General features: G+C 73.6%; 22 protein-coding genes and 2 tRNA genes. 17 read left to right on the top strand and 7 right to left on the bottom strand.

The window, feature by feature from the left end; translation table 11 throughout:
- Positions 1–6 precede the first annotated feature (6 nt).
- The gene (locus OIE12_RS28455) at positions 7–1101 is read right to left on the bottom strand and encodes a mechanosensitive ion channel family protein (RefSeq protein WP_329140162.1); all 1095 of its coding nucleotides are present in this window, start codon (positions 1099–1101) and stop codon (positions 7–9) included.
- Between the two features lie 473 nt (positions 1102–1574).
- On the opposite strand from OIE12_RS28455, the gene OIE12_RS28450 reads away from it, so the two are divergent.
- Together OIE12_RS28450 and OIE12_RS28445 are read left to right on the top strand one after the other, a co-directional pair.
- Positions 1575–3794, top strand: coding sequence for an NADP-dependent isocitrate dehydrogenase (locus OIE12_RS28450; protein ID WP_329140159.1), 2220 nt, complete (start codon positions 1575–1577; stop codon positions 3792–3794).
- 108 nt (positions 3795–3902) lie between these two features.
- On the top strand, positions 3903–4439 hold the full coding sequence (locus OIE12_RS28445) for an NUDIX hydrolase family protein (protein ID WP_030380224.1): 537 nt from the start codon (positions 3903–3905) through the stop codon (positions 4437–4439).
- A gap of 113 nt (positions 4440–4552) precedes the next feature.
- On the opposite strand, the gene OIE12_RS28440 is transcribed toward OIE12_RS28445, so the two are convergent.
- Positions 4553–4626 (bottom strand) — tRNA-Pro (locus OIE12_RS28440).
- 45 nt (positions 4627–4671) lie between these two features.
- Positions 4672–5751 (bottom strand): LacI family DNA-binding transcriptional regulator, encoded by a 1080-nt coding sequence (locus tag OIE12_RS28435; protein ID WP_329140156.1) that lies wholly within the window; start codon positions 5749–5751, stop codon positions 4672–4674.
- A gap of 139 nt (positions 5752–5890) precedes the next feature.
- Here OIE12_RS28435 and OIE12_RS28430 point away from each other — a divergent pair, with 139 nt between their 5' ends.
- The 3 genes from OIE12_RS28430 to OIE12_RS28420 all read left to right on the top strand — a co-directional run bounded on the left by OIE12_RS28430 (position 5891) and on the right by OIE12_RS28420 (position 8962).
- Positions 5891–7063, top strand: coding sequence for a phytanoyl-CoA dioxygenase family protein (locus tag OIE12_RS28430; RefSeq protein ID WP_329140154.1), 1173 nt, complete (start codon positions 5891–5893; stop codon positions 7061–7063).
- A gap of 38 nt (positions 7064–7101) precedes the next feature.
- On the top strand, positions 7102–7878 hold the full coding sequence (locus tag OIE12_RS28425) for an SDR family oxidoreductase (protein WP_329140152.1): 777 nt from the start codon (positions 7102–7104) through the stop codon (positions 7876–7878).
- Positions 7879–7954: 76 nt separating this feature from the next.
- Complete coding sequence (locus OIE12_RS28420; protein ID WP_329140150.1) at positions 7955–8962, top strand: Gfo/Idh/MocA family protein; 1008 nt, start codon at positions 7955–7957, stop codon at positions 8960–8962.
- On the opposite strand, the gene OIE12_RS28415 is transcribed toward OIE12_RS28420, so the two are convergent.
- Positions 8931–10280 carry a hypothetical protein gene (locus OIE12_RS28415; RefSeq protein WP_329140149.1) on the bottom strand — a complete coding sequence of 450 codons (1350 nt, stop codon included), beginning with the start codon at positions 10278–10280 and terminating at the stop codon, positions 8931–8933. The two genes, OIE12_RS28420 and OIE12_RS28415, sit on opposite strands and share 32 nt — an antisense overlap.
- Positions 10281–10615: 335 nt before the next feature.
- On the opposite strand from OIE12_RS28415, the gene OIE12_RS28410 reads away from it, so the two are divergent.
- The 6 genes from OIE12_RS28410 to OIE12_RS28385 all read left to right on the top strand — a co-directional run bounded on the left by OIE12_RS28410 (position 10616) and on the right by OIE12_RS28385 (position 19158).
- Complete coding sequence (locus OIE12_RS28410; RefSeq protein WP_329140147.1) at positions 10616–11671, top strand: aminotransferase class I/II-fold pyridoxal phosphate-dependent enzyme; 1056 nt, start codon at positions 10616–10618, stop codon at positions 11669–11671.
- Positions 11668–12699: a polyprenyl synthetase family protein gene (locus OIE12_RS28405; protein WP_329140145.1), complete on the top strand. Its 1032-nt coding sequence runs from the start codon at positions 11668–11670 to the stop codon at positions 12697–12699. Before OIE12_RS28410 ends, OIE12_RS28405 begins: the two co-directional genes overlap by 4 nt.
- Before the next feature lie 3 nt (positions 12700–12702).
- Positions 12703–13911 (top strand): UbiA family prenyltransferase, encoded by a 1209-nt coding sequence (locus OIE12_RS28400; protein ID WP_329140143.1) that lies wholly within the window; start codon positions 12703–12705, stop codon positions 13909–13911.
- A gap of 7 nt (positions 13912–13918) precedes the next feature.
- Entirely contained in the window at positions 13919–17128 is a 3210-nt protein-coding gene (locus tag OIE12_RS28395; protein WP_329140141.1) for an FAD-dependent monooxygenase, read from the top strand.
- Between the two features lie 65 nt (positions 17129–17193).
- Complete coding sequence (locus tag OIE12_RS28390; protein WP_329140139.1) at positions 17194–18096, top strand: TauD/TfdA dioxygenase family protein; 903 nt, start codon at positions 17194–17196, stop codon at positions 18094–18096.
- A gap of 51 nt (positions 18097–18147) precedes the next feature.
- Positions 18148–19158, top strand: coding sequence for a sulfotransferase (locus tag OIE12_RS28385; protein WP_329140137.1), 1011 nt, complete (start codon positions 18148–18150; stop codon positions 19156–19158).
- A 70-nt stretch (positions 19159–19228) separates the two neighbouring features.
- On the opposite strand, the gene OIE12_RS28380 is transcribed toward OIE12_RS28385, so the two are convergent.
- A tRNA-Pro gene (locus OIE12_RS28380) sits at positions 19229–19302 on the bottom strand.
- A 99-nt stretch (positions 19303–19401) separates the two neighbouring features.
- On the opposite strand from OIE12_RS28380, the gene OIE12_RS28375 reads away from it, so the two are divergent.
- The 3 genes from OIE12_RS28375 to OIE12_RS28365 all read left to right on the top strand — a co-directional run bounded on the left by OIE12_RS28375 (position 19402) and on the right by OIE12_RS28365 (position 23135).
- Complete coding sequence (locus OIE12_RS28375; protein ID WP_329140135.1) at positions 19402–19932, top strand: DUF309 domain-containing protein; 531 nt, start codon at positions 19402–19404, stop codon at positions 19930–19932.
- 81 nt (positions 19933–20013) lie between these two features.
- Entirely contained in the window at positions 20014–20787 is a 774-nt protein-coding gene (gene cobF, locus OIE12_RS28370) for a precorrin-6A synthase (deacetylating) (RefSeq protein ID WP_329140132.1), read from the top strand.
- Between the two features lie 272 nt (positions 20788–21059).
- The gene (locus OIE12_RS28365; protein ID WP_329140130.1) at positions 21060–23135 is read left to right on the top strand and encodes an MDR family MFS transporter; all 2076 of its coding nucleotides are present in this window, start codon (positions 21060–21062) and stop codon (positions 23133–23135) included.
- A 129-nt stretch (positions 23136–23264) separates the two neighbouring features.
- On the opposite strand, the gene OIE12_RS28360 is transcribed toward OIE12_RS28365, so the two are convergent.
- On the bottom strand, positions 23265–24014 hold the full coding sequence (locus tag OIE12_RS28360; RefSeq protein WP_329140128.1) for a cobalt-precorrin-6A reductase: 750 nt from the start codon (positions 24012–24014) through the stop codon (positions 23265–23267).
- A gap of 23 nt (positions 24015–24037) precedes the next feature.
- Positions 24038–24811, bottom strand: a complete 774-nt coding sequence (locus OIE12_RS28355) for a sulfite exporter TauE/SafE family protein (protein WP_329140126.1) — start codon at positions 24809–24811, stop codon at positions 24038–24040.
- A gap of 186 nt (positions 24812–24997) precedes the next feature.
- Between OIE12_RS28355 and OIE12_RS28350 the strand changes: the two genes are divergently transcribed.
- From OIE12_RS28350 to OIE12_RS28340, 3 genes are all read left to right on the top strand, one after another.
- The gene (locus OIE12_RS28350; protein WP_329140124.1) at positions 24998–25483 is read left to right on the top strand and encodes a Dps family protein; all 486 of its coding nucleotides are present in this window, start codon (positions 24998–25000) and stop codon (positions 25481–25483) included.
- 82 nt (positions 25484–25565) lie between these two features.
- A complete protein-coding gene (locus OIE12_RS28345) occupies positions 25566–25946 on the top strand; it encodes a DUF3140 domain-containing protein (protein ID WP_329140122.1) in 381 nt (126 codons plus the stop codon).
- Between the two features lie 24 nt (positions 25947–25970).
- Positions 25971–26417 (top strand): DUF6098 family protein, encoded by a 447-nt coding sequence (locus OIE12_RS28340; RefSeq protein ID WP_329140120.1) that lies wholly within the window; start codon positions 25971–25973, stop codon positions 26415–26417.
- The last annotated feature ends 26 nt before the right edge of the window (positions 26418–26443 follow it).

Below are 26443 nucleotides of genomic sequence, written 5' to 3'. Positions count from 1 at the left end.
AGCCCCTTACGGGTGCTCGGCCTCCGGGCGGGGTGACCGTTGCTGTGGGAGGGCGATCAGGCCCGGTTCCGGGGGTTGGCCCTGCAGGGCGACCGTCCGGGTCGGGGCGGGGATGCGGATGCCTTCCACCCCGTACCGCGCATGGAGCCGCTTGATGAATTCATGCTTGATCCGGTACTGGTCGCTGAACTCCCCCACCCCCAGGATCACCGTGAACCCGATCCGCGAGTCCCCGAACGTGTGGAACCGCACCGCCGGCTCGTGCTCCGACAGCGCGCCCGTGATCTCGGTCATCACCTCCGCGACCACCTCCAGGGTGACCCGCTCCACGTGCTCCAGGTCGCTCTCGTAGCCGACCCCCACCTGCACCAGCACGGTCAGGTTCTGCTCCGGCTTGGTGTAGTTGGTCATGTTCGCCTTGGCGAGCTGCCCGTTGGGTATCACGACCAGGTTGTTGGAGAGCTGGCGGACGGTCGTCTGCCGCCAGTTGATGTCGACGACGTACCCCTCCTCACCGCTGCTCAGCCGGATGTAGTCACCGGGCTGGACGGTCTTGGACGCGAGGATGTGGATGCCCGCGAAGAGGTTGGCGAGGGTGTCCTGCAACGCGAGCGCGACGGCCAGACCGCCGACGCCCAGCGCGGTCAGCAGGGGCGCTATCGAGACGCCGAGCGTCTGGAGCATCACCAGGAAGCCGATCGCCAGCACCACCACCCGGGTGATGTTCACGAAGATCGTGGCCGAGCCCGCGACGCCGGACCGGGACTGCGTGACCGTCTGCACGAGGCCGCTGATCACCCGGGCCGCCGTCGCCGTGCTGACGGCGATGAGGAGCACGGTCAGCCCCTGGTCGACGTGGTGCCCCACGCCACTGGTGAGCGGCAGCGCCGCCGCGGCGGCCGCCGCCCCGCCCGCGACCGCGGCCCACGGCACGACGGTGCGCAGGGCGTCGACGACCACGTCGTCGCCGCGCCAGCGGGTGCGCCCGGCGTGCTTGCCGAGCCAGCGGAGCAGCAGCCGCAGCAGGAACCCGGCGAGCAGCCCCGCGACGAGGGCGACCCCGGCGACGACCAGATCGTCCAGGGTGAGCGCCCGGGTCACCGGACGCCCCCGGCGGTGAGGGGTGTGTCGGCGGAACCCGCCGCCGGCCGGATGTGCGGTTTCGTCACGTGCCACCTGCTCGTTCTCGGATGTGCGGTACGCCCAGCGGGACGCCCGAGGGCGCGACCTGGGACGCGACCTGGGACGCGACCTGGGACGCGACCTGGGACGCGACCGCACATCCTGCCGCATCCGCCTGCCGGTGCGTCAGCCGACTGGGACGGGCGGTGCGTTGGTCGTTCACCGGGGTGAAAGAAATGCCCGGGGGCTGCGCGGTTCGTCGTCATCCGCAGGCCGGTGGGGGCTGGCCGCGCAGTTCCCCGCGCCCCTGGAAACCCCGGGCAGCCCCCGGGCTGTGGGGTCCCGCCCCGAAGCCCCCCGTGCCGCCTCGCCCCCGCACGAGATATCTTGATGTCAAGCAATGTCACAGACGACGCAGACGAAGACGACGTGGACGTGGAGCGGAGCACCCGGTGACTGACTCGACCATCATCTACACACACACTGACGAGGCCCCGGCCCTGGCAACGCATTCGTTCCTGCCGGTGATCAGGGCGTACGCCTCGCAGGCCGGTGTCGCCGTGGAGACCCGCGACATCTCGCTGGCCGGGCGCATCATCGCCGTCTTCCCGGAGTACCTGAACGAGGACCAGCGCATCCCCGACGCGCTGGCGGAGCTGGGCGAGCTGGCCAAGACCCCGGCCGCCAACATCATCAAGCTGCCGAACATCTCGGCCTCCATCCCGCAGCTCAAGGCCGCCGTCGCCGAGCTCCAGGGCCAGGGCTACGCCCTGCCGGACTACCCGGACGACCCGAAGTCGGACGAGGAGCGGGAGATCCGCGCCCGGTACGACAAGGTCAAGGGCTCCGCCGTGAACCCGGTGCTGCGCGAGGGCAACTCCGACCGCCGCGCCCCCGCCTCGGTGAAGAACTACGCCAAGACCCACCCGCACCGCATGGGCGCCTGGTCCTCGGACTCGAAGACCAACGTCGTCACGATGGGCGCCGACGACTTCCGCTCGACCGAGAAGTCCGCCGTCATCGCCCAGGACGGCACCCTGCGCATCGAGCTCAAGGGCGACGACGGCTCCACCACGGTGCTGCGCGAGTCCGTGCCGGTCCAGGCGGACGAGGTCGTCGACGCCTCCGTACTGCGCGTCGCCGCGCTGCGCGAGTTCCTCACCGCGCAGGTCGCCCGTGCCAAGGCGGAGGGCGTCCTGTTCTCCGTGCACCTCAAGGCCACGATGATGAAGGTCTCCGACCCGATCATCTTCGGTCACGTCGTGCGCGCCTTCTTCCCGAAGACGTTCGCGAAGTACGGCGAGACCTTCGCCGCCGCCGGCCTCACCCCGAACGACGGCCTCGGCGGCATCCTCAAGGGCATCGAGAACCTGCCCGAGGGCGCCGAGATCAAGGCCTCCTTCGACGCCGAGCTCGCCGAGGGCCCGGCGCTGGCCATGGTCGACTCCGACAAGGGCATCACCAACCTGCACGTGCCCTCCGACGTGATCATCGACGCGTCGATGCCGGCCATGATCCGCACCTCCGGCCACATGTGGGGTCCGGACGGCCAGGAGGCCGACACCCTCGCCGTCATCCCCGACTCCTCCTACGCGGGCGTCTACCAGGCCGCGATCGAGGACTGCCGCGCCAACGGCGCCTACGACCCGTCGACGATGGGCTCGGTCCCGAACGTCGGCCTGATGGCGCAGAAGGCCGAGGAGTACGGCTCGCACGACAAGACGTTCGAGATCCCGGCGACCGGCACGGTCCGCCTGGTCGACCAGTCCGGCGAGGCCGTCCTCGAGCTGGCCGTCTCGGCCGGTGACATCTTCCGCGCCTGCCAGACCAAGGACGCCCCGATCCGCGACTGGGTCAAGCTCGCCGTCACCCGCGCCCGCGCCACCGGCGACCCGGCCGTGTTCTGGCTGGACGAGGACCGCGCCCACGACGCGCAGCTCATCGCCAAGGTGAAGCAGTACCTGCCGGAGCACGACACCGAGGGCCTGGACATCCGCATCCTGCCCCCCGTCGAGGCGACCAAGCTGTCGGTGGAGCGCATTCGCCGCGGTGAGAACACCATCTCCGTCACCGGCAACGTGCTGCGCGACTACCTGACCGACCTGTTCCCGATCCTGGAGCTGGGCACCAGCGCCAAGATGCTGTCGGTCGTGCCGCTGATGGCGGGCGGCGGCCTGTTCGAGACGGGCGCGGGCGGCTCGGCCCCCAAGCACGTGCAGCAGCTCGTCAAGGAGAACTACCTGCGCTGGGACAGCCTGGGCGAGTTCTTCGCGCTGGTGCCGTCGCTGGAGCAGTACGCCGAGGCCACGGGCAACACGCGGGCCAAGGTCCTCGCCGACGCGCTCGACCGTGCCACGGCGACGTTCCTCAACGAGGACAAGTCCCCGAGCCGCCGCGTCGGCGGCATCGACAACCGCGGCAGCCACTTCTACCTGTCCCTGTACTGGGCGCAGGAACTGGCCGGGCAGACCGAGGACGCGGACCTGGCGAAGGCCTTCGCCCCGCTCGCCGAGACGCTCGCCGCGAACGAGCAGAAGATCGTGGCCGAGCTGGCCGCGGTCCAGGGCAAGCCGGCGGACATCGGCGGCTACTACCAGCCCGACGTGAAGAAGGCGTCCGCGATCATGCGCCCGTCCACCACGTGGAACGAGGCGCTGGCGTCGCTGGCGTGACGCCACCGCCGTAGGGGGCGCGGAGCCGCGTGCGCGAGCGCGGCTCCGCGCCCCTCGGGGGTCGTGGACCCCCTCTCCCCCGGCAGAGCCCCCGGTTATGATCGGCCAATGTCCGACACGACCGAAACCACGCCCGGCTGGCTGTCCTCCGACGACCTCGAGCAGGCGCGCGCCCAGATGCCGATCCTCTACGTCGAGGCGGTACCGGTCCGCGTCGACGACAGCGGTGAGGTCACGAGCATCGGACTGCTGCTGCGCATCGGCCCCGACGGCACGGTCAGCCGCACCCTCGTCTCCGGCCGCGTCCTGCACCACGAGCGGGTCCGCGACGCCCTGCTGCGGCACCTGGAGAAGGACCTCGGTCCGGTGGCCCTGCCCCGGGTCCCCGCCTCGCTGCAGCCCTTCACCGTCGCCGAGTACTTCCCGACGCAGGGCATCACCCCGTTCCACGACCCGCGTCAGCACGCCGTGTCCCTGGCCTACATCGTCCCGGTGACCGGCGACTGCCGCCCCCGGCAGGACGCGCTGGACCTGGTCTGGTTCAGTCCCCAGGAGGCCGCCTCCGCGATGGTGCAGAACGAGATGCCGGGCGGCCAGGGCGTCCTGCTCAAGCAGGCACTGGCCCACGTGGGCTGCGCGTTCTGAGCGCACGGGCACGGAAGTTCTGAGCACGCGGGCACAGGGGTCCCGAGCACACGGGCACGCGAAAAAGGAAGAGGCCGGAAAACTCCGGCCTCTCCCTTTTCGCTCTCCGACCGTCGGGACGACAGGATTTGAACCTGCGACCCCTTGACCCCCAGTCAAGTGCGCTACCAAGCTGCGCCACGTCCCGGTCGCGTCCGACGCGGGTCACCCCGCGTGATCACGCAGGTCAACCCTACCGTACGGGGGCACCGCGCCCCAATTCCCGGCCCTGGCCGGCCACCGCGGCCGCCGTCTCCGGCGGCATGTTGTACGGCGTCACCACATGGATCGCCGCCGGCCGCACGGGCCCGGCCGGCGGCAGCGCCCCATGGGCGCGCAGCAGGATCCGGCAGGCCTGGCGCATGTCCTGGCGCAGGTCGTGGTGGAGGACGGCGGAGAGCCGGTGCGCGGCCAGCAGCCGGGTGTTGTCCTGGTCGAGGTCGTGCGCGACGAACACCGCGCACTCGCGGCCCACCGCCTCGAACGCCTTCAGCGTGGCCACGTTGCCGCCGCCGATCGAGTAGACCGCGCGGATCGCGGGATCGCGGGCGAGCGCGTCGAGGACCAGGTGGTACTGGGCGGCGTCGAGCCCCTGTCCCTCGTCGATCTCCACGAGCGCGCGGCGGGGCCGCAGGCTGCGCAGGGTGCTGCGGAAGCCCATCTCGCGCTCCTCCTCATTGCGCATGAAGCCGCTGCTGAGGCTGATCAGCACACTGCCGGGACGGTCGCCGAGCCACTGGGCGGTGAGATACGCGGCCGTGGCGCCCGCCGCCCGGTTGTCGATGCCGACGTAGGCGAGGCGGCCGCCGGCGGGCAGGTCGGTGGCGAGGGTGACCACCGGGACGCCGGCCGCGGTGAGCCGGCCGACGGCGGCGGTGACCTCGGGCACGTCGGGCGCCTTGAGCAGCACGCCCTGCGAGCCGCGCCGGGCGATCCGGTCCAGGGTGGCGACGAGGCCGTCCACCGGGCCGGTCTCGCGCAGGTGGAAGCGGCAGCGCAGCACGGCGGGCTGGAGCAGCGGCAGCTCGGCCTCCAGGGCGCCGCGCACGGCGGAGGAGAACCGTTCCGGCGCCTGCATCACGATGTCGATCATGAAGGTGCGGCCGACGAGGCCGACCTGTGTCTGCTGCCGGTCGAGTTCGGCGATGGCCCGGTGCACCTCGCGCGCGGTGCCGGGGCGCACTCCCCCGCGTTCGTTGAGGACGCGGTCGACGGTGGCCTCGCTGAGCCCGGCCTGGCGGGCTATCTCGCGCAACGGGTACGGGTGGGCCATGTCGGGGGTCTCCTGGGGGTTCTCTCGGGGTCGGCTGAGGGGTTTTTGAGGGTTCTCTGCTGGTTGTCCGAGGGGTCCGCGCTCCTCAGAATGGCAGTGATCGGGCGTTCCGTCGCCCCTCGGTCAGGAAAGGACGCCGATGTCCCACGCCACCCCCGTGCGCAGCTCATGGCTGTCCGAGCAGGACTGCGACCTCGACGCCTTCCGTGCCCTGGTGGAGCGCACCACCGATCCGGCCGACCATCCGCACGCCGCCGAGGTGGCGCACGACGTCCTCTTCTACGACGGCGACCGGCTGCGCGCGGCCGGGGCGGCCGAGCGGCGGGCGGTGGCGGAGGAGGTGGTGCGCGCGCTGACCGACGGTCCCGGGGTGGCCGTCTTCCGCGGCGCCTTCCCCGACCCCGGCGTCGTGGACCGGGCCACCGCGGCCTTCGAGGCGCTGATAGCCGCACAGCGCGCGGCCGGCACGGTGGCGGGCGACCACTTCGCCGCGCCGGGCGCCAACGACCGGGTGTGGAACGCGCTGGAGAAGCTGGCGCGGCAGGACCCGGAGGTGTTCGCGGACTACTACGCCAACGAGATCGTGGCGCTGGTCTGCGAGGCGTGGCTGGGCCCCGGCTACCAGATCACCTCGCAGCTCAACCAGGTGAACCCGGGCGGTGCCGCTCAGTCCCCGCACCGCGACTACCACCTGGGCTTCCTGTCGGCCAAGGCGGCGGCCGCGTATCCGGCGCACGTCCACCGGCTCTCCCCGGTGCTGACGCTCCAGGGCGCGGTGGCGCACTGCGACATGCCGGTCGAGTCGGGGCCGACGCTCTACCTGCCGTACTCGCAGGGCTACGAACCGGGCTATCTGGCCTGGCGGCTGCCGGAGTTCCGCGCCTACTTCGACACGCACCACGTGCAGCTTCCGCTCGCCAAGGGGGACGCGGTCTTCTTCAACCCGGCGCTGTTCCACGCGGCGGGCGCCAACCGCTCGGCGGACGTCCGCCGGATGGCCAACCTGCTGCAGATCTCGTCGGCGTTCGGCCGGGCGATGGAGAGCGTGGACCGCGAGGCCGTGGTGAACGCCGTCTACCCGGTGCTGCTCGAGCGGAAGGCCCAGGGCGCGGACGAGGAGTGGCTGGACCGGGTCGTCGCCGCCTGTGCCGAGGGCTACCCCTTCCCCACCAACCTGGACCTCGACCCGCCGGTGGACGGCCTGGCCCCGCCCTCGCAGGCGGATCTCGTACGGCGCGCGGTGCGCGAGGAGTGGCCGGCGGAGACGCTGCGCGAGGCCCTGACGGCCGCCGCCGGGCGCCGCAGGAGCTGACGAGGACCCGCGACCGGCCGGAAGGGAAGGGGCACGCGATGGGACTGCTGGACGACAAGGTCGTACTGGTCAACGGCGGCAGCCAGGGCGTCGGCGCCGCCGTGGCCCGGGCCGCCGCCCGGGAGGGCGCGGTGGTCACGGTCACCGGCCGCCGACCGGAGCCGGGCGAGGCCCTGGCCGCCGAACTGACCGCCGCCGGGGCGAAGGCGACGTACGTCCGCGCCGACCTCGCCGACGCGGAGGAGGCGGGCGCGAGCGTGACCCGGGTGGTCGCGGCGCACGGCCGGATCGACTGCCTGGTCAACGCGGCCGGACTCACCTCGCGGGGCACACTGCTCGACACCACGCCCGAACTGTTCGACGCACACATCGCGGTGAACCTGCGGGGGCCGTTCTTCGCGATGCGGGCCGCCGTGGCGGACATGGTGCGGCGCGGCGCGCCCGGCACGATCGTCAACATCGGCTCCAACTGCGCGCACGGCGGCCCGCCGCACCTGGCCGCGTACTCCGCCGCCAAGGCGGGGCTCGCCGGGCTGACCCGCAACGCGGCCCACGCCCACCGCTGGGACCGCGTCCGGATCAACACGCTCAACATCGGCTGGACGGCGACGGAGGGTGAGGACGCCACCCAGCGGGCCTTCCACGGGGCGGGCGACGACTGGCGCGAGGAGGCGGGCCGGCGTCTGCCCATGGGCAGACTCGGCGACCCGGACGAGATCGCGGACTTCGTCGTCCTGCTGCTCTCCGACCGCTCCGGCGTGGTCACCGGGTCGGTCCTGGACTGGGACCAGAACGTCGTCGGCGGACAGGACTGACGTACGGTCCGGACGGGGCCCGAAACGGGACACGGCCGGCCCCGAGCACGACCGAGAACGAAACGAAAGGCAGCACATGCGCATCGGCATCATGGGGCTCGGACGGATCGGCGCGTTCCACGCCGAGACCCTCTCCGCCCTCCCGGTGGTCGACTCCCTCGTGGTCACCGACCCGTTCACGGAGGCCGCCAAGCGGGCCGCGGAACGGTTCGGCGCCGAGGTCGCGGACTCGCCGGAGGCCGTCCTGGCGTCGGGCGTGGACGGCGTGGTGATCGCCGCGGCGACCGACGCCCACCCCGAACTGCTCCTGGCCGCGGTGCGGGCCGGGGTGCCCGTCTTCTGCGAGAAACCGGTGGCCCGCACGATGCGAGAGGGCACGGAGGTCCTCGCGGCGGTCCGGGACAGCGGCGTGGAGATCCAGATCGGCTACAACCGCCGCTTCGACGCCGGTTTCACCGCCGCCCGGGAGGCCGTGCGCGCCGGTGAGCTGGGCCCGCTGCACACCGTACGGTCCACGACGCTGGACCCGGCGCCGCCGCCCGCCGCGTACATCGCCACCTCCGGCGGCATCTTCCGCGACTGCGCGGTCCACGACTTCGACATCATCCGCTGGGTGACCGGCCGCGAGGTCACCGAGGTGTACGCCACCGGCGGCAACCGGGGCGCCGAGTTCATCAAGGAGGCGGGCGACGCGGACACCACGGGCGCGCTCCTCACCCTGGACGACGGCACGATCGCCGTGGTGTCCAACAGCCGCCACAACGCCCGGGGTTACGACGTCCGCATGGAGCTGCACGGCTTCAACGACAGCATCGCGGTCGGCCTGGAGGACCGGTTGCCGCTGCGCTCGGTGGAGCCGGGGGTGTCGTTCCCGTCGGGGCTGCCGTACGACTTCTTCATGGACCGCTTCACCGCCGCCTACCGGAGCGAACTGGCCGCGTTCACCGAGGTGGTGGCCGGCCGGCGGTCCTCACCGTGCACGGTGGCGGACGCGCTGGAGGCCGGCTGGATCGCGGAGGCGTGCACGCTGTCGCTGGCCGAGCACCGACCGGTCACGCTCGCGGAGGTGCGCCGGGAGTCGTAGCGACGGGAGACACGGCGGCGGGTGCGGCGGCGGCCTCCTCGGGCGCGGCGGCCTCCTCGGGAGCGGCGGCCTCCTCGGGAGCCGCCTGGGCAGGGAGCCCGGGGGCGCCCTGGGGAGTGGCCCCGGCGGCGGTCCGCGGAGTCGCCCCGGGGGCGGCCGCCGCCGCGCCGCGCAGGGCGGTGATGCAGCTGCCGATGGCCTGCTGGAGCTCCTCCAGGCGGGTCAGCATGTCGTCCTCGTAGAGCGTGCTCAGTTCCTCCGCGTCGTCGAAGGTGAGCTCCTCGAAGACCTTCGTCGCCTTCTGCAGGCTGCTGTAGAACTTGGTGCGGCGCTCGGTGAGGTGCAGCTCGGGGTCGGCCTCGACGGTCTGGACGACGAGTTCGCGGACGGTGTCGTAGGCCTCAAAGGCCCACTGCCCGGCGTCCTCGTCGTCGTCCAGCTCGTCGAGCAGGGACAGATGCCGCTCGGCCTCCACGCGCAGCGGGGCCGGGGCCTCGATGGTCTGCCCGGCGGGCGTCTTGACCTGGCCCTCCTCGGCGATCCGGCGGACGTAGCCGATCCGCCCCGCGACCTGGTTCTCGGTGGCGACGGCCTTCTTCAGCTCGTCGGTGCGGGCGATGTCGCGGGCCAGTTCGGTCTGGAGCGCTGGGTCCTCGCGCAACCGGTCGAGGAGGGCGGCGCGGGCGGTGTGCGCGGTGGCCGGGTCGGCGAGGATCGCGGCCCGCAGCGCGGTGGGGTTCTCGGCGACCTCCAGGGCCTTGGTGGGCCGGATGCCCTCCGCCTCGGCGGCGGCGGTGATCGCGGTGCCGCGCACGGAGCCGGCGCTGTTGCGGGAGCTGTAGTAGGCGGCCCAGGCGTCGGCGTCGGGCAGGTCGATCTCCTGGCCGGGGGCGAGCGCCTCGAACTGGGGGACGAGTCCGTCGTCGGCGGCCATGTCCCACGCCTTGTAGTGGCGCATGACCCGCTCCGGCGAGCAGCCGGCCAGCTCGGCGAACCGCCTCGCGGACACCTTCGGGGTCTGTCCGGCCGGCTGCCCGCCGGGCCGGACACTGCGGGCGACCTTCAGCGCGAAGGCCCAGCCGCCGGTACGGGCGTACTCCCCGAAGTCGCGGGCGTCCCGCAGCACGGTTTCGGGCACGTCGACGGGGTCGGCGGCCTCCGCGTCGTCGGCCGGCTCGGCGTCACCGGCCGCTTCCGTGGCATCGGCCGTCCTGGTCCCGTCGGCCGCCTCCGCGGAGGGCTCCACCCAGACGCCCCCGCCGAGGAGGGCGTCCTCGGCCGCTCCGACCTCGGCGGTCTCGGACGTCACCGATGTCATGGTCGACTCTCCAGGCACTGACGCCACCCCAGGCACTCTCGTCTCGAACGTCTCGTAGGTTTCGCACGTCTCGAAGGTTCCGAAGTCAGCAGCCTAGTACCCCGGCCGGAGCCACCGGGCCCGCGGCAAAGGGACCCGTTATTCGGCGTCACTATCTCTCCCGCCATACACAGATATTCCTGAAAGCGCACGCAATTACCGGCCCACACATTCCCGGCGCCTTATCTTGAGCGGGATTTGAGCATGTCCGAGGACCGAGCCGGAAACACTGAGAAATTGGGTCGCCCAAAGGATCAGCCCGAAAGCCGTTGACATATCTCCGCGCTGGAGGCTCCATGTCGGAAAAGAATGGCTGGAATCGAATACAACCGGTCACCGAACCGGGCGCGATCATTCATCAATTGGCGCTCAACGAAACGCACCACCCGCCGCTCCCCGCCGTTCTCGACGCCGTACGGGAGACCGCCGCACAGGCCCACCGCACGCTGGACGCCCTGGGTACGGGCCTTTCCCGGGTGCTGGGCGAGCACCTCGGCGTACCGGCCGGGGACGTCATGGTGGGCCCCGGATCCGGGGCCCTGCTGCAACTGCTGTTCAGCACCTTCACGGGGCCCGGCACCCACACCGTGCACGCCTGGCCGTCGTGGGAGGCGTATCCGATGATGGCCGAAAACGCGGGCTCCTCCGTGGTCCGCGTCCCCCTCGTCGACGAGCGGCACGCTCTCGACGCGCTCGCCGCCGCCGTGACCGACGAGACCCGTATGGTCGTCGTCTGCAATCCGAACAACCCCACCGGCACGGTCGTCCCCCCGGGCGCGCTGAAGGCGTTCCTCGATCTGCTGCCCGCGCATGTCGTCGTGGTCCTGGACGAGGCGTATCTCGACTTCGCCGATCCCGGCAGCACGGACGACGGCGTCGAGCTGTACCGGACCGATGAACGCGTGTGCGTCGTACGGACGTTCTCCAAGTCGTACGGGCTGCTCAGTCTCCGTGTGGGCTATCTCGTGGCCCATCCCCGCGTCCTGGATCCGATGCGCGGCCAGCAGCTGTTCCTGCGTGTCAGCGCGCCCGCGCAGGCCGCGGCCGTCGCCGCGCTCGGCGCGCACGACGAGATCCGGCGCCGCTGCCGGGCGACCGCCGCCGAACGCGACCGCCTGCACACGGTGCTGACCGGTCAGGGCTGGACCTCGGCCGACAGCCAGGCCAACTTCGTCTGGCTGCCCCTGACCGAGGGCGTCGAGGAGCTGACCCGGTTCTGCGCCGACCACGGCGTCATGATCTGCGGCAAACCCGGCGAGGGCGTCCGCGTCACCCTCGCCGAACCGGCGGCCAACGACGCGTTCGCCGCCCTGGCCGCGGAGTTCCGCACGGGCACCGGGAGCCCGGAGTGAACGCGGGCGGGGCGACACCCTCCCTCACCCTGCCGCCCCGGGACGCGACCGCGCTGATCGAGCCCACCGTGCGGCTGCTCCGCGCCGAGCTGGAGCGCCGATGTCCCGACGGGCTCGGCGGGGTGGACGCGATGGGCCGCTCGGCCCTGCTGCCGCCGGGCAAGCTGCTGCGGCCGCTGCTGTTCACGGAGTCCGCCGCCGCGGCCGGGATGCGCCGCGAGGACACCCTCGGCGTCGCGCTCGGCATGGAGTTCCTGCATGTCGGCTCGCTCGTCCACGACGACATCATCGACGGGGACGAGTTACGGCGCGGGCGCCCCTCGGTCGTCGCCCGCCACGGGCTGCCCCACGCGGTCGTCACCGGTGACGCCCTGTTCATCGGCGCGTTCCGCGCGGTCGCCGAGCGCGCGGGGGCGGGAATTCCCGGCGACCGGCAGCTGGCCGTGGTGCGCACGCTCGCCGACGCGGGCATCGACCTGTGCCGCGGGCAGGTGATGGAGGACGAGGTGCGCGCGGACCCCGGCAGCGGGCTGCGGCACTACCTGACGATGATCGCCCTCAAGACCGGCGCGCTGTTCCGGGCCGCCTGCCTCGGCGGCGCGCAGCTCGCGGGCGCGCCGGCCGCCACACAGTCGGCGCTCGCCGCCTTCGCCGAGCACCTGGGCCGGGCCTTCCAGATGGCCGACGACCTGCTGCCGCACACCAGCGACACGGCGACGAGCGGCAAGTCCGTCCTCAGCGACCTCGCCAACGGCCGCCCCACCTTTCCCCTGCTGCTGTGCTGGGAGGAGGCCGACGCCCGGGGCCGCCGGCTGCTGGCCACCGCGCTCGACGGGTCCCTGCCCGCCGACGAGGCCCTGGTCACCGTGCGGTCCCTGCTGGCGAGCACCGGTGCGCTGGACCGGGCCCGCGCGCAGGCGCTGGCCGAGGGAGAGCGGGCCAAGGAGGCGCTGCTCGGCCTGCCCGCGAGCCGGGCCCGCGACACCCTCGCGGCGGTGGCCGACCTCTCCGTGTCCCGGGAGAGGTGAGCCGTGGGATTCGCCGGCGCACCGCCCAAGTCCCCGAGGCTCACGGCGGTGCGCGCGCACCTGGAGACATGGCGCCCGTACACCCTCTCCTACCCCGGCCTGGTGGGCCTGGCCGGTGCGGCGTCCGGCACCGGCGACCCCACGGCCGCCGGGGTCCTGGCCGCGTGGCTCTGCCCCACGCTCGCCTGGCTGGGCGGCCACTATCTCGGCGACTACTTCGACCGCGACCTCGACGCGATCGGCAAGCCGCAGCGGCCCCTGCCCTCCGGCCGGCTGTCCGCGGCGACGGCGCGCGCCTGCGGGCTGGGGTGCGTCCTGGCCGCCGCGGCCGTCACCGCCGCCGTCGACTGGACGGCCGTCGTCGCGGTGCTGCTCGCGCTCGCGGGGGTCGTCGCCTACAGCCGGCTGCTGAAGGGGCGCGGGCTGCTGGGCAACGCGGTACGGGGCCTGCTGACCGCGATGGCCGTCGGCTACGGCGCGGCGGTGAGCGTCCCGCTCGGGGAACCGCCGTCCTGGCATGTCCTCCCCGTGGCCCTGGCCTTCCTGCTCCACGACACCGCGTCCAACATCGTCGGCACGCTGCGGGACACGGAGGCCGACCGGGCGGGCGGCTACCGGACGCTGCCGGTGGCGCACGGTCCGGTGGTGGCGGTGCGGACGTCCGCGCTGCTGTACGCCGCCGCGCTGACGGTCACCGCCCTGCACCTGGGCACCGCCGCCCACACCGCCGCCGGTGCCGTCCTCGCCGCGTGCGCGGCGGCGGCCGGGGCGGCGGCGTTCGTCCCCCTGCTGCGCCACCACGCTCCCTCCGCACGCCGTTCCCTGCGCTCCCACGAGGTCCTGGTCGGCGAACGCCTGACACTGGCCGCCGCGATCCTCGCGTCCGGCTGGGGCCCGACGCCCGCACTGGCCCTGCTCCTGCCCCTCCTCGCGGCCAGCCTGCTGACCCAGACCCGGATGCGCGCCGGACACGAGTTCCCGGACGGCGACGGGCGGGACGGGGGCTCGAGCGGTGCCGCGGGCGCGCCGACTCCGGCCGGGAGCCGCGGGGTTCGGCCGGGAGACACCGGCCGGACCGGGGCCTCCCCCGCTCCCGGCCCGGCCGGGCCCGACGGGCCGGGCGCGGACACGCCCGGGGCCGGCGCGGCCCGGCCCGCTGCGGCTCGCCCGTCCCACACGTCCCCCGCCGCGCCCCCACGAACGAAGGGCTGATCCTCCGATGTCCGACGCCACCAGCCAACCCAGGGGCGCGGGGAACCGCGCGACCAACCACACCGCACCCGCACCCGCCGACCCACCGCACCCCCCGAGCCCTCCCGCGCACGACCAGCCCCACCCCCCGCCCGACGAACCGTTGGCGCGCGCGATCCGCGCCGGCGCCGACGCCCTGCTCGACGCCCGCCGCGCCGACGGCGTCGTCGCCCCCGCCGGCGACCGCTTCTCCCCCGCCAACACCGCCGCCGCCCTCATCGCCCTGCACACCGCACGCGCCCACGGCGCCGCCCCGACCGCGGACGCCGACACCGTGCGCGACCACGCCGTGGCACGCCTGTGCGCCACCCAACGCCCCGACGGCGGCTGGGCCATGGCCGGCGTCCCGACGGAGACGTTCACCACCGCCGTCGTCGCCGCCGCACTCACGCTGACGGCACCCGACAGCACCGGGCGAGCCGTCGCCGCCGCGCACGACCTCGTACGCCGGCGCGGCGGCGTCGACAGCCTCCCCGAGCCCGCGATGCGCGCGCTGGCCCGGCAGTTCGCCGCCCTCTCCGACCCCGGCGCCCGGACCTCCACACCCCGGCTGCCCCTGGAGCTGCTCCTGCTGCCGGGGCTCGCCCGCCGGGCACTGAGCCTGCGGCTGCCGATCTTCGCGGCCTCCGCGCTCGGCCAGTCCGTGCGGCGCCCCCGCCGCGGGCTCGGCGGCCGGCTGGACCGCGCCCTGCGGCCCCGCGCCCTCGCCCTCGTCCGCGAGGCCTTCGCCCGGGAGCGCGGCACCGGTTCGTTCAGCGCGGACCCCTGGCTGACCGCGCTGATCGCGCTCGGCGTCGGACGTTCCGAACTGGCCCCGGACCTCGTGCGGGCCGCCGCGCACTGGCTGACCGGCGCCGCCCGGCCCGACGGCGGCTGGGACCTGATGCCCCTGGACCTCACCTGGTCCAGTTTCGCCGCCGCCGCGCTCCTGGAGGCCGGTTACGCCGACGACCCCCGGCTCGTCCCCCTGCGTACGATGCTCCGCGACCGTCAGCAGGACGTGCCCTTCGAGGCGTTGGCCTGTCCGCCGGGACACTGGGGCTTCTCCACCGACCGCTCGTGGCCGATGGCGCTGGAGACCGCCGAGATCAGCTCGCTGCTGCACCGGATGCCCGGCGGCGACGACGATCCGCACGTGCGGCGCGGCCTGGAATGGCTGACGGCCATGCAGGACCGCTCCGGCTCCTGGAGCCTGGCGGTGCGCGACAGCCGGCCCGGCGGCTTCGGCCCCTGCCCGCAGATGACGGCCAAGTCCGTCCTGGCCCTCCTGGACTGCGGCGCGGGCCGGGACGACCCCCGGGTGCGCAAGGGCCTGGACAGCCTCCGCCGGGCGCAGCGGCCCGACGGCGCGCTGGAGGCGATGTGGTACCGCGGCATGGTCCCCGGCACGGCCGCGGCCCTCACCGCCTGGTCCGCCGCGGGCCTCGCGGCGACCGAACCGGCGCGCAGGGCCCGCGACTTCCTCCTGCGCACCCAACTGCCGGACGGCTCCTGGGGCACGGCCGGCGAGGACCCGGGCGGCACGGCCGAGGCCCCCGGCGGCACCGTCGAGGAGACCGCCTGGGCACTCCACGCCCTGCTCACCGCCGGCGAGCCACCGGACTCCGCCCCGCTCACCCGGGCCACCGCCCACCTCCTGCACCACCAGAACCCCGACGGCACCTGGCCGGGCGCACCCGTCAACGAGTACATACGCCACTGCTACCGCTACGCCGACCCGGTCCTGGCCACCTCGCTGGCCGTGAAGGCACTGGCGGCCTCGCGGCGGCCGGCCGGCGGCACGGCCGAGGATGCCGGTTCGGCGGCCGACGGGGCCGGCACCGTGACCGACGCCGCCCGCCCCGCCTCCCGTGCGACAGGCGGCCCCCGGCCGCACCCCTCCCACGACTACGACGTCCTCGTCTGTGGTGCCGGTGTCGCGGGGCTCGCCGCCGCGCGCGGGCTCGGTGGGCTCGGGCTGCGTGTGCTGTTGCTCGACAGGCAGGCCGCGCCCCGTGACGTCGCCAAGGGGGAGGTCCTGCAACCCGGTGCGCTGCGCGTGCTGCGGCGCTGGGGTGTGGCGGAGGCGCTGCGCGAGCGGGGCGCGGTGTCCATGAACCGTCTTGTGGTCCGCGATGCCCACGGCACGCCCCTCATGGCCCTCGATTACGGGCAACTTCCTCCCGGAGACCGCGAGTTGCTGGTCCACGACCACCGGGAGATCCTCACCGCCCTCACCGAGGGCCTCACCGGAGACGTCGAGGTCCGCCGCGGCACCGTCGTCCGCGAGGCCCTGCGCACCCCCGACGGCCGGGTGACGGGCCTCGTCCTGGCCGGCCCGGACGGCGACCGCCCGGTGCGCGCACCCCTCGTGGTCGCCGCCGACGGCATCTCCTCCCGGCTGCGGCGCGCCGCCGGCATCCTCGGCCGCCGTACGGAGTACCCGCACCGCCTGGTCTCCGTCGAACTCGCCGATGCCGCCCGCCAGGGCCCCGGGGACTTCTCCGCCTACCTCTCCGACCGGGGGCTGCGCCTGCTGTACCCGCTGCCCGGGGACCGCGTCCGCCTGTATCTGCAGTGCGCGCCCGACGAACTGCGCGGGCTCGGCGCGCGCGACTTCGCCGACTGGCTCGTCCGGGCCGTCGGCGAGGTGCCCGCACTGGCGGGGTACGTCCCGGCCCTCGCGGCGGCCGCCGGAACCCGGCAGGTCTTCTCCGTCGGCCGCTACCTCACCGACCGCTTCGCCGCCCCCGGCCTCGCACTGGTGGGCGAGGCCGGGTATGCCGTCCACCCGATGGCCGCCCAGGGCATGAACACGGCGATCACCAGCGCCTGGGCGCTCACCGAGGCGCTCTCGGCACAGTTGTCGGCGCACAGCCGGACGGGCGGCAGGCCGGCCCTGGAGGCGACCGCCGTCGACGCGGCCCTGGACGCCTACCGCCGCGAACGCGCCCCGGTCCTCGCGTCGGCCGCCCGCACCAGCGCCAACGCGACCCGCATGGTGACGGGTCTGTCCTGGCCGGGGCGGGCCGTCGGCCGGCGGGCGGTGCGCCACACCGGCGCCAATCCGCGACTGCTGCACACGGTGACCCACAACATGGCCGGTCTCGGCCCGCTCCCGCTCACCCCCCTCGACCGCCTCCAGCAGCTCGGCCTCCTCCCGGACCCGCGCGCCCACCGGGTCCCCGCCCCGCACTGACCCCGCCCGACACCACGCACGTCACCCCGACCGAGAGAACCGAAGGAACCGAAGGAGTCGTCACCATGTCCACCACCACCCCCGGCACCGGCACCGGCACCGGCACCGGCACCGACACCGACCTGCGCATCCGTCCCATGTCCGGCGCCCTCGGCGCCGAGGTGCACGGCATCGACCTCGGCGCGCTCACCGACGCCCAGTTCGAGCGGATCCACGAGCTGATGCTCCGTCACCTCGTGCTGTTCTTCCCCGGCCAGGAGAACCTGACCCCGAAGGCCCACGTCGCCCTCGGCCGCCGCTTCGGCGAGGTCGAGGTGCACCCGTTCCTGCCCAAGCTCGCCGACCACCCCGAGGTCACGCTCATCGAGTCCGACAAGGGCGGCAAGGCCGACGAGTGGCACATCGACGTCACCTTCAGCCCCCACCCCCCGGTCGCCTCCATCCTGCACCTGGTGACCTGTCCGCCGGCCGGCGGCGACACCATGTGGAGCAACCAGTACCTGGCCTACGAGACGCTGTCCGCGCCGTTCCGGGAGATGCTGGACGGCCTCACCGCGATCCACGTCCTCAAGGCGCCGGAGGTCGGCGAGCTCAAGGCGGAGCACCCGGTGGTCCGCGTGCACCCGGTCACCGGCCGCCGCTCGCTCTACGTCACCCGGATGTGGACCTCGCACATCCCGCAGCTGAGCAGGCCCGAGAGCGACCTCGTGCTCCAGCACCTGTTCGACCACTCCGAGCAGCCCCGCTTCACCTGCCGCCACCGCTGGGACCCGAACACCGTCGCCCTGTGGGACAACCGCGCCACCCAGCACCTCGCGATCAACGACTACGACGCGTACCGCATGGGCCGGCGCGTCACCGTCGTCGGCGACCGGCCCACCGGCGACACCCCGCGCCGCCCCGACTACGAACGCCGCGGCGACGAGCGCTACTACCCGCGCCGGGTCACCGCCCGCTACGGCTACTGAACGGCGGCCGGAACGGTCCGCGAACCGCCCGAGAGACCCGAGGAGCAGTCCATGACCTCTCCCCCGCTCGTCTTCGTCGTGGGCACCGGACGCTGCGGCTCGACGGCCCTGTCGGAGATCCTGCGCCGCCACCCGTCGGTGCTGAGCCTCAGCGAACTGTTCGCCGCCCTGTACCCCGGCGGACTGCCCGAAGAGCCGCTGGACGGCGCCGAGTTCTGGCGGATGCTCGCCGAGCCGCCGCACTTCGGGAACCGGCTGATCCGCGACGGCACCCCGCTGCCCGAACACCTGTACCCGCACATGCCGGGCCGCTTCACCGCGTCCGACGGCATCCCGGCCCTCTCCCTCACCACACTTCCGCACCTCTCCCCCGACCCGGACGCGCTGTTCGACGCCCTGCGGCCGGCCCTCACCGGGCGGCCGCGGGGGCCGGTCGCCGGGCACTACCGCGCCCTGTTCGCCGCGCTCGCCGCCCGGTGCGGCGGACGGCTGGTCGTGGAGCGCTCCGGCTACTCGCTGAACCGGGTGTCCCTGCTGCACCGGCACTTCCCCGAGGCGCACTTCCTGCATCTGTACCGGGACGGTCCGGACTGCGCGGTCTCGATGAGCCGGCATCCGGGGTTCCGGTTCGTCCGGCTGATGGCCGACCTGGCCGGGGAACTGGGCCCCGAGAAGGCCGCCGCCCAGGTGGGCCGGCTGCTCTCCGACGAGAGCCGCCCGCTCACGGAGGCACTGTCCGGGCGGGTCCCGGTGGAACGGTTCGGCACCCTGTGGTCGGAGGCGATCACCGAGGGTCTGGCGCAGCTCGACGCCCTCCCCACCGGCACGCACACCGCGCTCGCCTACGAGGACCTCCTCGACGCCCCCGCAGGCGAGCTGACCCGGCTCGCCGGTCTCTGGGGCATCGAGGCGGACCCGGCCTGGCTGGCCGAGGCCACCCGGCTGCTGACCACCGACCGCCGCGGCACCGCCGCCGCGCTCCCGCCCGACCGGCGCACCGCCCTGCGCGAGGCGTGCGCCCCGGGCACCCGGGCCCTGGCCGCGCACGCGGCCCGCGCATGACGGAGGGGCGGTCCCGGATCACTCCGGAACCGCCCCTCGGCACGTCATCGCTTCCGACGACTCTCACGAGTCGGGACGACAGGATTTGAACCTGCGACCCCTTGACCCCCAGTCAAGTGCGCTACCAAGCTGCGCCACGTCCCGATGCGCGCCGTGCGGTGGAACCGCGCGTTCGCGCGTAGAGCACTCTACCCCACACCGGGCGCCGTCCCGCAGGAGGTGGGCGTGCGGGACAATCGGGGCATGAGCGGGACATCCGGAGTACGCACGGACGACGGTCGGGACCGGGACGCCGAGGGGCGGGCGCGGAACGCGCGGCCACGGGACGGGCTGGGACGGCCGCTGCCGTACGGCGCCGAGGGCGTCCCCCGGCAGCCCGAGGGCGTCGTACGGGAGCCGGCCGAGTCGGTGGCCCAGGCGCAGGAGCTGCTGGACGCGGGCCGGCCCTTCCACGCGCACGAGGTCTTCGAGGACGCGTGGAAGACCGGTTCCGAGGAGGAGCGCGGCCTGTGGCGCGGGCTGGCACAGCTCGCGGTGGGCCTCACGCACGCGGCCCGCGGCAACGTGACGGGCGGCGCCCGGCTGCTGCGGCGCGGCGCCGGGGCGGTGGCGGAGTGGCGGTCGGGGGACGGGCGCGCGGGCGACCCGCACGGTCTCGCCCTGCCCGGACTGATCGCCTGGGCGCGGGAGTTGGCGGCGGATGTGGAGCGCGGCGGCGAGCCGGTGGACGCGGCGGCCCGGGCCCCTCGGCTGCGCGGTGACGCACGGGGCTGAGCCCTCGCCCGGAGCGCCGCACGGAGCCTTTGGACGGAGCCGCCGCACGCGTGGTCAGTGGCGTGCGGCAGACTCGGGGACGTGCGAGAGATTCATGTCATCGGCATCGGCGCGGGCGACCCCGACCAGCTCACCCTGCAAGCGGTCAGGGCGCTGAGGAGCACCGACGTGTTCTTCCTCCTGGACAAGGGCGAGGTGAAGTCGGACCTCGTACGGCTGCGCCGCGACATCCTCGACGCGCACCTGCCCGAGGGCACGTACCGGGTGGCCGAGGCCCGCGACCCCGAGCGCGACCGGACGGCCGGCAGCGCCGCCTACTCCCCCGCCGTCGGCGACTGGCGCAGCGCCCGCGCCGGCATCTACGAGCGGCTGATCGCCGAGGAACTCGGCGAGGAGGAGAGCGGGGCGTTCCTGGTCTGGGGCGACCCCGCGCTGTACGACAGCACGCTGGGCATCCTGGAGGAGGTGCTGGAGCGGGGGAAGGTCACGTTCACGTACGACGTCGTCCCCGGCATCAGCAGCGTCTCCGCACTGGCCGCCCGGCACCGCACGGGCCTGAACCGGGTGGCCCGCCCGGTCCAGATCACCACCGGCCGCCGCCTCGCGGAGGGCTTCCCGGAGGGGGTGGACGACGTGGTGGTGATGCTCGACGCGCACCAGGCGTTCCTGCGCCATGCGCAGGACGACGACCTCGACATCTACTGGGGGGCGTACATCGGCACGCCGGACGAGATCCTGGCGTCGGGTCCGATCACGGAGACGGCTCCCGAGATCGAACGGCTGCGGGCGGAGGCGCGGGAGCGGAAGGGTTGGATCATGGACACGTATCTGCTCCGCAGGAGGCCGGGGAATTAAGGGCGCCCTACGCCCTACCTCCGCGTGCGCGAAAGAGCTCGGGGGCGGTCGGTTCGTTGGCGGGCGCGGGTGGGTTGGTGGTTGCTCGCGCAGTTCCCCGCGCCCCTGAAGGGGCGCGGGGAACTGCGCGAAACGGGGCGAAGCCCCGCGCCGGGGTCCAAGGGGCGGAGCCCCTTGAGGGGATGGGAAGGGCAGGGGCGGCGGGGGCGAAAAAACACCCGGTCGAACACCCCCCACATGCGCCCCCACACCCCCGGTGTGATCGTGAACCCGTGACCACGACCGAGGACACCGCGCGCGCCCCCGCCCAGCAACCCCCCGTCCTGGACCGCCGCCGCCGCAACATCGTCTTCGCCACGATCATGCTCGGCATGCTCCTCGCCGCCCTCGACCAGACCATCGTCGGCACCGCGCTGCCCACGATCGTCGCGGACCTCGGCGGCGCCGCACACATGTCGTGGGTCGTCACGTCGTACCTGCTCGCGGAGACCGTCGCGACCGTCCTCGTCGGCAAGTTCGGCGACCTCTTCGGCCGCAAGATCGTCTTCCAGCTCAGCGCGGTCGTCTTCATCACCGGCTCGTTCCTCTGCGGCCTCGCCACCAACATGACGCTGCTGATCGCCTGGCGGGCGATGCAGGGGGTGGGCGCCGGCGGCCTGATGGTGACGGCGATGGCGCTGATCGCGGACGTCATCCCGCTGCGGGAGCGCGGCAAGTACCAGGGCGCGATCGGCGCCGTCTTCGGCGTGGCCACGGTGATCGGCCCGCTGCTCGGCGGCCTGTTCACCGACCACCTGAGCTGGCGCTGGGCGTTCTACGTCAACGTGCCGGTGGCGATCGTCGTGGTGGTCGCCGCGGCCCGCACGATTCCCCGGGTCCGGGCTGCGGTCCGCCCGCGCATCGACTACCTGGGCATCGCCCTGGTCGCGATCGGCGCGAGCGCGCTGATCCTGGCGACGAGCTGGGGCGGCAACCAGTACCCGTGGGGCTCCGGGGTGATCATCGGCCTGTTCGCGCTGGGCGCGGCCGGTCTGGTGCTGTTCTGCTGGGCGGAGACGCGGGCCACCGAGCCGATGCTGCCGATGCGGCTGTTCGGTACGCCGGTGTTCGCCGTCTGTTCGATCCTGAGCTTCATCGTCGGTTTCGCGATGCTCGGCGCGCTCACCTATCTGCCGACGTATCTGCAGTATGTGGACGGCGACTCGGCGACGATCTCCGGCGTGCGCACGCTGCCCATGGTGATCGGTCTGCTGATCGCCTCGGTCGCGAGCGGCAACGTGGTGAGCCGGACCGGTCACTACCGGTACTTTCCGATCGTCGGCTCGCTGGTGATGGCGCTCGGGCTGTTTCTGATGTCGCGCATGGGCCCGGACAGCGGCGTATGGCTGGAGTCGCTGTACATGTTCGTGCTCGGCACCGGCATCGGGCTGTCGATGCAGGTGCTGACGATCGCCGTGCAGAACACCGTGGACTACGCCGACCTCGGCACCGCGACCTCCGGCGTCACCTTCTTCCGCACGCTGGGCAGCTCGTTCGGCACGGCGGTGTTCGGCACGATCTACGCCAACTCGCTGACGCCGAACCTGACGGACGGGGTCGCGGCCGCGGCCCGGACGGGCGCCGCGGACCCGGCGACGCTGGCCCGGGCCGCGCAGAGCCCGGAGGGGGTGCACTCCCTGCCGCCCGCGGCGGCGTCGCCGATCGTGAACGCGTACGCCGACACCTTGCAGACGGTGTTCCTGTGGACCGTGCCGGTCGCGCTGCTCGGCTTCGTCGTCGCGCTGTGCCTGCGGCAGGTACGGCTGCGGGACAGCGCGCGGGCCGGGTCCTCGGACCTCGGCGAGGGGTTCGCGTCGCCGAGCAGCGCGGACTCGCGGCTCCAGCTCGAACGAGCCGTCGCGAAGATTCTCGGCAGTACGGAACGGGCCACGGCCCGGCGGATCGTCCGGGAGTCCGAGACCCGGCTGGACGTGGCCGGGGCGTGGGCGGTGATGCAGGTCGAACTGTTCACCCGGCTGGTGGGGCACGCGAGCCTGGGGCTGCTGGCGGCCGGACGGCGGGTGCCGCCGGAGGTGCTGCTGCCGGTGTTCGACCGGATGGTGGCGGAGGGGTATCTGACCCGGGACGGCACGCTGTACTCCCACACGGAGGCGGGCGAACGGGAGGCGCGGCTGATCACGGCGGCGTGGGGACGGTGGCTGGCGGACCGGGTGGAGCGGGATGTGGGGCGGGCGTCGGATGCGGAGTTGAGGGCGGCGGTGGACGGGATCGCGAAGCGGGTGCTGGCGGAGGATCTCGCGCATGACCTGCCGTCCCGGCTGGCGGAGGGGGCGCCTGCGCGGGGCTGAGTCGGGCGGGGCCCGGGGTGTGGGCTGCGCCCAAGAGCTCGGGAGGATGCGTTTTTGGGCGAGTGCGGGGTGCGTTGTGGCTTGTCGCGCCCACGCGGCGGAGCCGCAGATCGACACAGCCCCGGGCCCCTACTCAGCCAGGCCCAGGCTTCGCAACGCACCCGGCACATCCCCCACCGCCGTAACCCCCTCCGGCAGCGGAGGGCGTTGGACGAGCACGACCGGAACGTCCAGTCGGTGGGCCGCCGTGAGTTTCGGGACCGTCGCCCTGCCGCCGCTGTCCTTCGTCACCAGGAGCTGGATGGCGTGGTGGCGGAGGAGGGTCAGCTCGTCGTCGAGGGTGAAGGGGCCCCGGGCGAGGAGTACCTCCGTGTGGGCCGGCAGTGGAGGATCCGGGGGTTCCACCGAACGTACGACGAACTCGTGGTGGTCCAGTGCGGCGAACGCCGCCAGGCCCAGGCGGCCGGTGGTGAGGAGGATCCGGCGGGGGTCGAGCCCGGCCAGGGTCTCGGCCGCGGCGGTCAGGGACGGGACCGGGGTCCAGTGGGCGTCCGGGGTGGTGGGGGTGAAGCCGGGGCGGCGCAGGAACACCGCCGGGACGCCGGTCGCCGCGGCGGCCCGGGCCGCGTGGGCGGTGATGCGCTCGGCGAAGGGATGGGTGGCGTCGACCAGGGCGTCGACGGCGTGGGCGCGCAGCCAGTCGGCGAGCCCCTCGGCGCCGCCGAAGCCGCCGATGCGTACCTCGCCGGGGAGTGCGCCGGGGCGGGCGACGCGGCCGGCGAGGGAAGTGGTCACCCGTACGCCGGGGCGGGCGGAGAGCGCGGCGGCGAGGTGCCGGGCCTCTGTGGTGCCGCCGAGGATCAGGACGTGCGGGGACATGCCGGTGAGCGTACGTGCCGGGCTCACCGCAGGAGGAGCTGGATGCCTCCGACGACGGTCGCCGCGATGACGAGGCGTTCGAAGAGGCGCTGGTTGATGCGGTGCACGGCCCACTTGCCGAGGAGGGCGCCCGGGACCACGAACGCCACGAGCGCCGCGTCGAGCAGCAGCGAGGAGCCGTCGATCAGGCCGAGAGCCGCGCTGAACGGCACCTTGGAGACGTTGACGATGAGGAAGAAGAACGCGGAGGTGCCCAGGAAGCCGAGCTTGCGGAAGCCCGCGGAGAGCAGGTAAAGCGACATCACGGGGCCGCCCGCGTTGGCGACCATCGTGGTGAAACCGCCGAGGACGCCGTAGGAGCGGGCCTTGACACGGCCGCTCCGGGTGGTCACCGCCTCGGGGTCGCTCTCGTGTGCGGCGGTGCGCCGGCGCCACACCGTGACCGCCGCCATCAGCAGCAGGATCGCGCCGATCGACACCCGTACGACCCCGTCGTCTGCCCACACCAGGAACCCGGTGCCGAGGACGACGCCGACCGCGACCGCGGGGAACAGCCGCCACAGGGTGGGCCAGTGGGCGTGCCGCCGGTAGGTGAGGACGGCGAGGACGTCACCGGCGATGAGGATGGGCAGCAGTACGCCGGTCGACGCGCGGGCCGGCAGCACGGCCGCGAAGACCGCCAGGCTGACGGTGTTGGCGCCGCTCACCGCGGTCTTGGAGAAGCCGACGAGGAGGGCCGCGGCGGCGAGCGCGGCGAACCCCCACGGGGAGATGTGCGTCAGCGAGATCGTGTCCATGCGGGAACCGATGCTATGCCCGCCCCACCTGGGAGGTAAGGAGCGTCTCGCCTGTCGGTCCTGGGCGGTGCGGGCGGTCCGGGCCGGGTTTCCGACGGGGGGTCGTGGGCACCCGCGTGAGCGTGGGGAAGAGACGCGGGGCCCCGAGAACCCGCGAGGAGAGACAAGACTAAGGAGAACCGCGGCATGACCGTTGTGAAGAGCACGCTCCCCGACGAGGCCCGTCGAGTGGCCGGGGACGCCCTCCAGCAGACGCTGGTGGATCTGCTCGGCCTCTCGCTCGTCGGCAAGCAGGCCCACTGGAGCATCGTCGGGCCCCGGTTCCGTTCGATCCACCTCCAGCTCGACGAGGTCGTGGACACCGCCCGTACGTACTCCGACACCGTGGCCGAGCGCGCCGCGGCGATCGGCGTGCCGCCGGACGGCCGTCCCGAGACCATCGCCGCCTCGTTCAACCTGGGCGGCCCGAAGGTCGGCTGGGTGCGCGACACCGATGTCGTCCAGGTGATCGTGGACGCCCTGGAGGCCGCCATCAAGCGGCTGCGGGAGCGGATCGAGGCCACCGACAAGCCGGACCCGGTCACCCAGGACCTGCTGATCGCGATCACCGCCGATCTGGAGAAGCAGCGGTGGATGTTCGACGCGGAGAACTACCCGCACGAGGAGGGCTGACCCCTCGGGAACACGGCGGGCCCGCGACGACGACGGCGCCCGCCGGCGGCACGTCCGGATACGCGCACGGAAGGGGTACGTCATGACGGACGCCCTCGAACTCGACACGCTGTGGGACGAGTTCCACCGCGTGGTGAACATGACCTCCCAGGAACTGGCGGCCTGGCTGCGGGTCCAGGACGCCGGGGAGGAGACCGAGCCACTGCCCGAGCAGGCCGGCCCGGAGACCGGTCAGCACGTGCTGGCCATCCTGCAGAAGCGGCGCACGGACCTCACCGACGCCGACATCGACGTGATGTACGAGGTCGTGGACGCCGTCAACGCCGAGCAGGACCGGGCCGACGAGCCCGAGCCGGAGCGGGCCGACAGCGACGCGGACACGGCCCGGCGCCACCGCCTGATGTCCCTCGGCCACGACCCGCTCAAACCGGACCGGACGGAGTCCCGGTCGCAGGCCCGATGAGCCCGGCGCAACAGACGAGCACCGATGAGCACTGACGACGCCCTGCCCGTCCTGCACACGCTCGGCGAGCTGGGCGCCCTGGTGCGGGGCGAACCGGATCTGTACGTCCGCTGGTCGCACGGCCCGCACGCCGATCTGGGCGCGCAGGGCAGCAGGGACGATCTGACGGGCGTGCGGATGCCCGGTCTGTCGGCCAATCCGCTCGGCGTGGAGCCGTGGTGGGAGGACCGGCCGGTGGAGCTGTGGGTGGCCCGCCGGCTCCACGACTACTCCCATCTGCCCCGCGAGAAGGGCCCCGGCGTGCGCCCCTGGGTGCTGCGGGGCCAGGAGCTGGGGCGCGGCCCGGACAACGAGCCGCTGGTGCGGGACGTGGAACCGGTCGGCTGGATAGACGAACGCGTGATCAAGGAAGCTCGCACGGCGGTCGACCGCCAGGGCGGCGACTGGGGCCCCCTGCGGCGTGCGCCGTAGGGGGCCTTCCCGTAGGACGCCCCAAC

The sequence above is a fragment of the Streptomyces sp. NBC_00670 genome, assembly GCF_036226765.1.
Taxonomy (GTDB): Bacteria; Actinomycetota; Actinomycetes; order Streptomycetales; family Streptomycetaceae; genus Streptomyces.
This window is presented reverse-complemented; position numbering and strand designations above follow the sequence as displayed.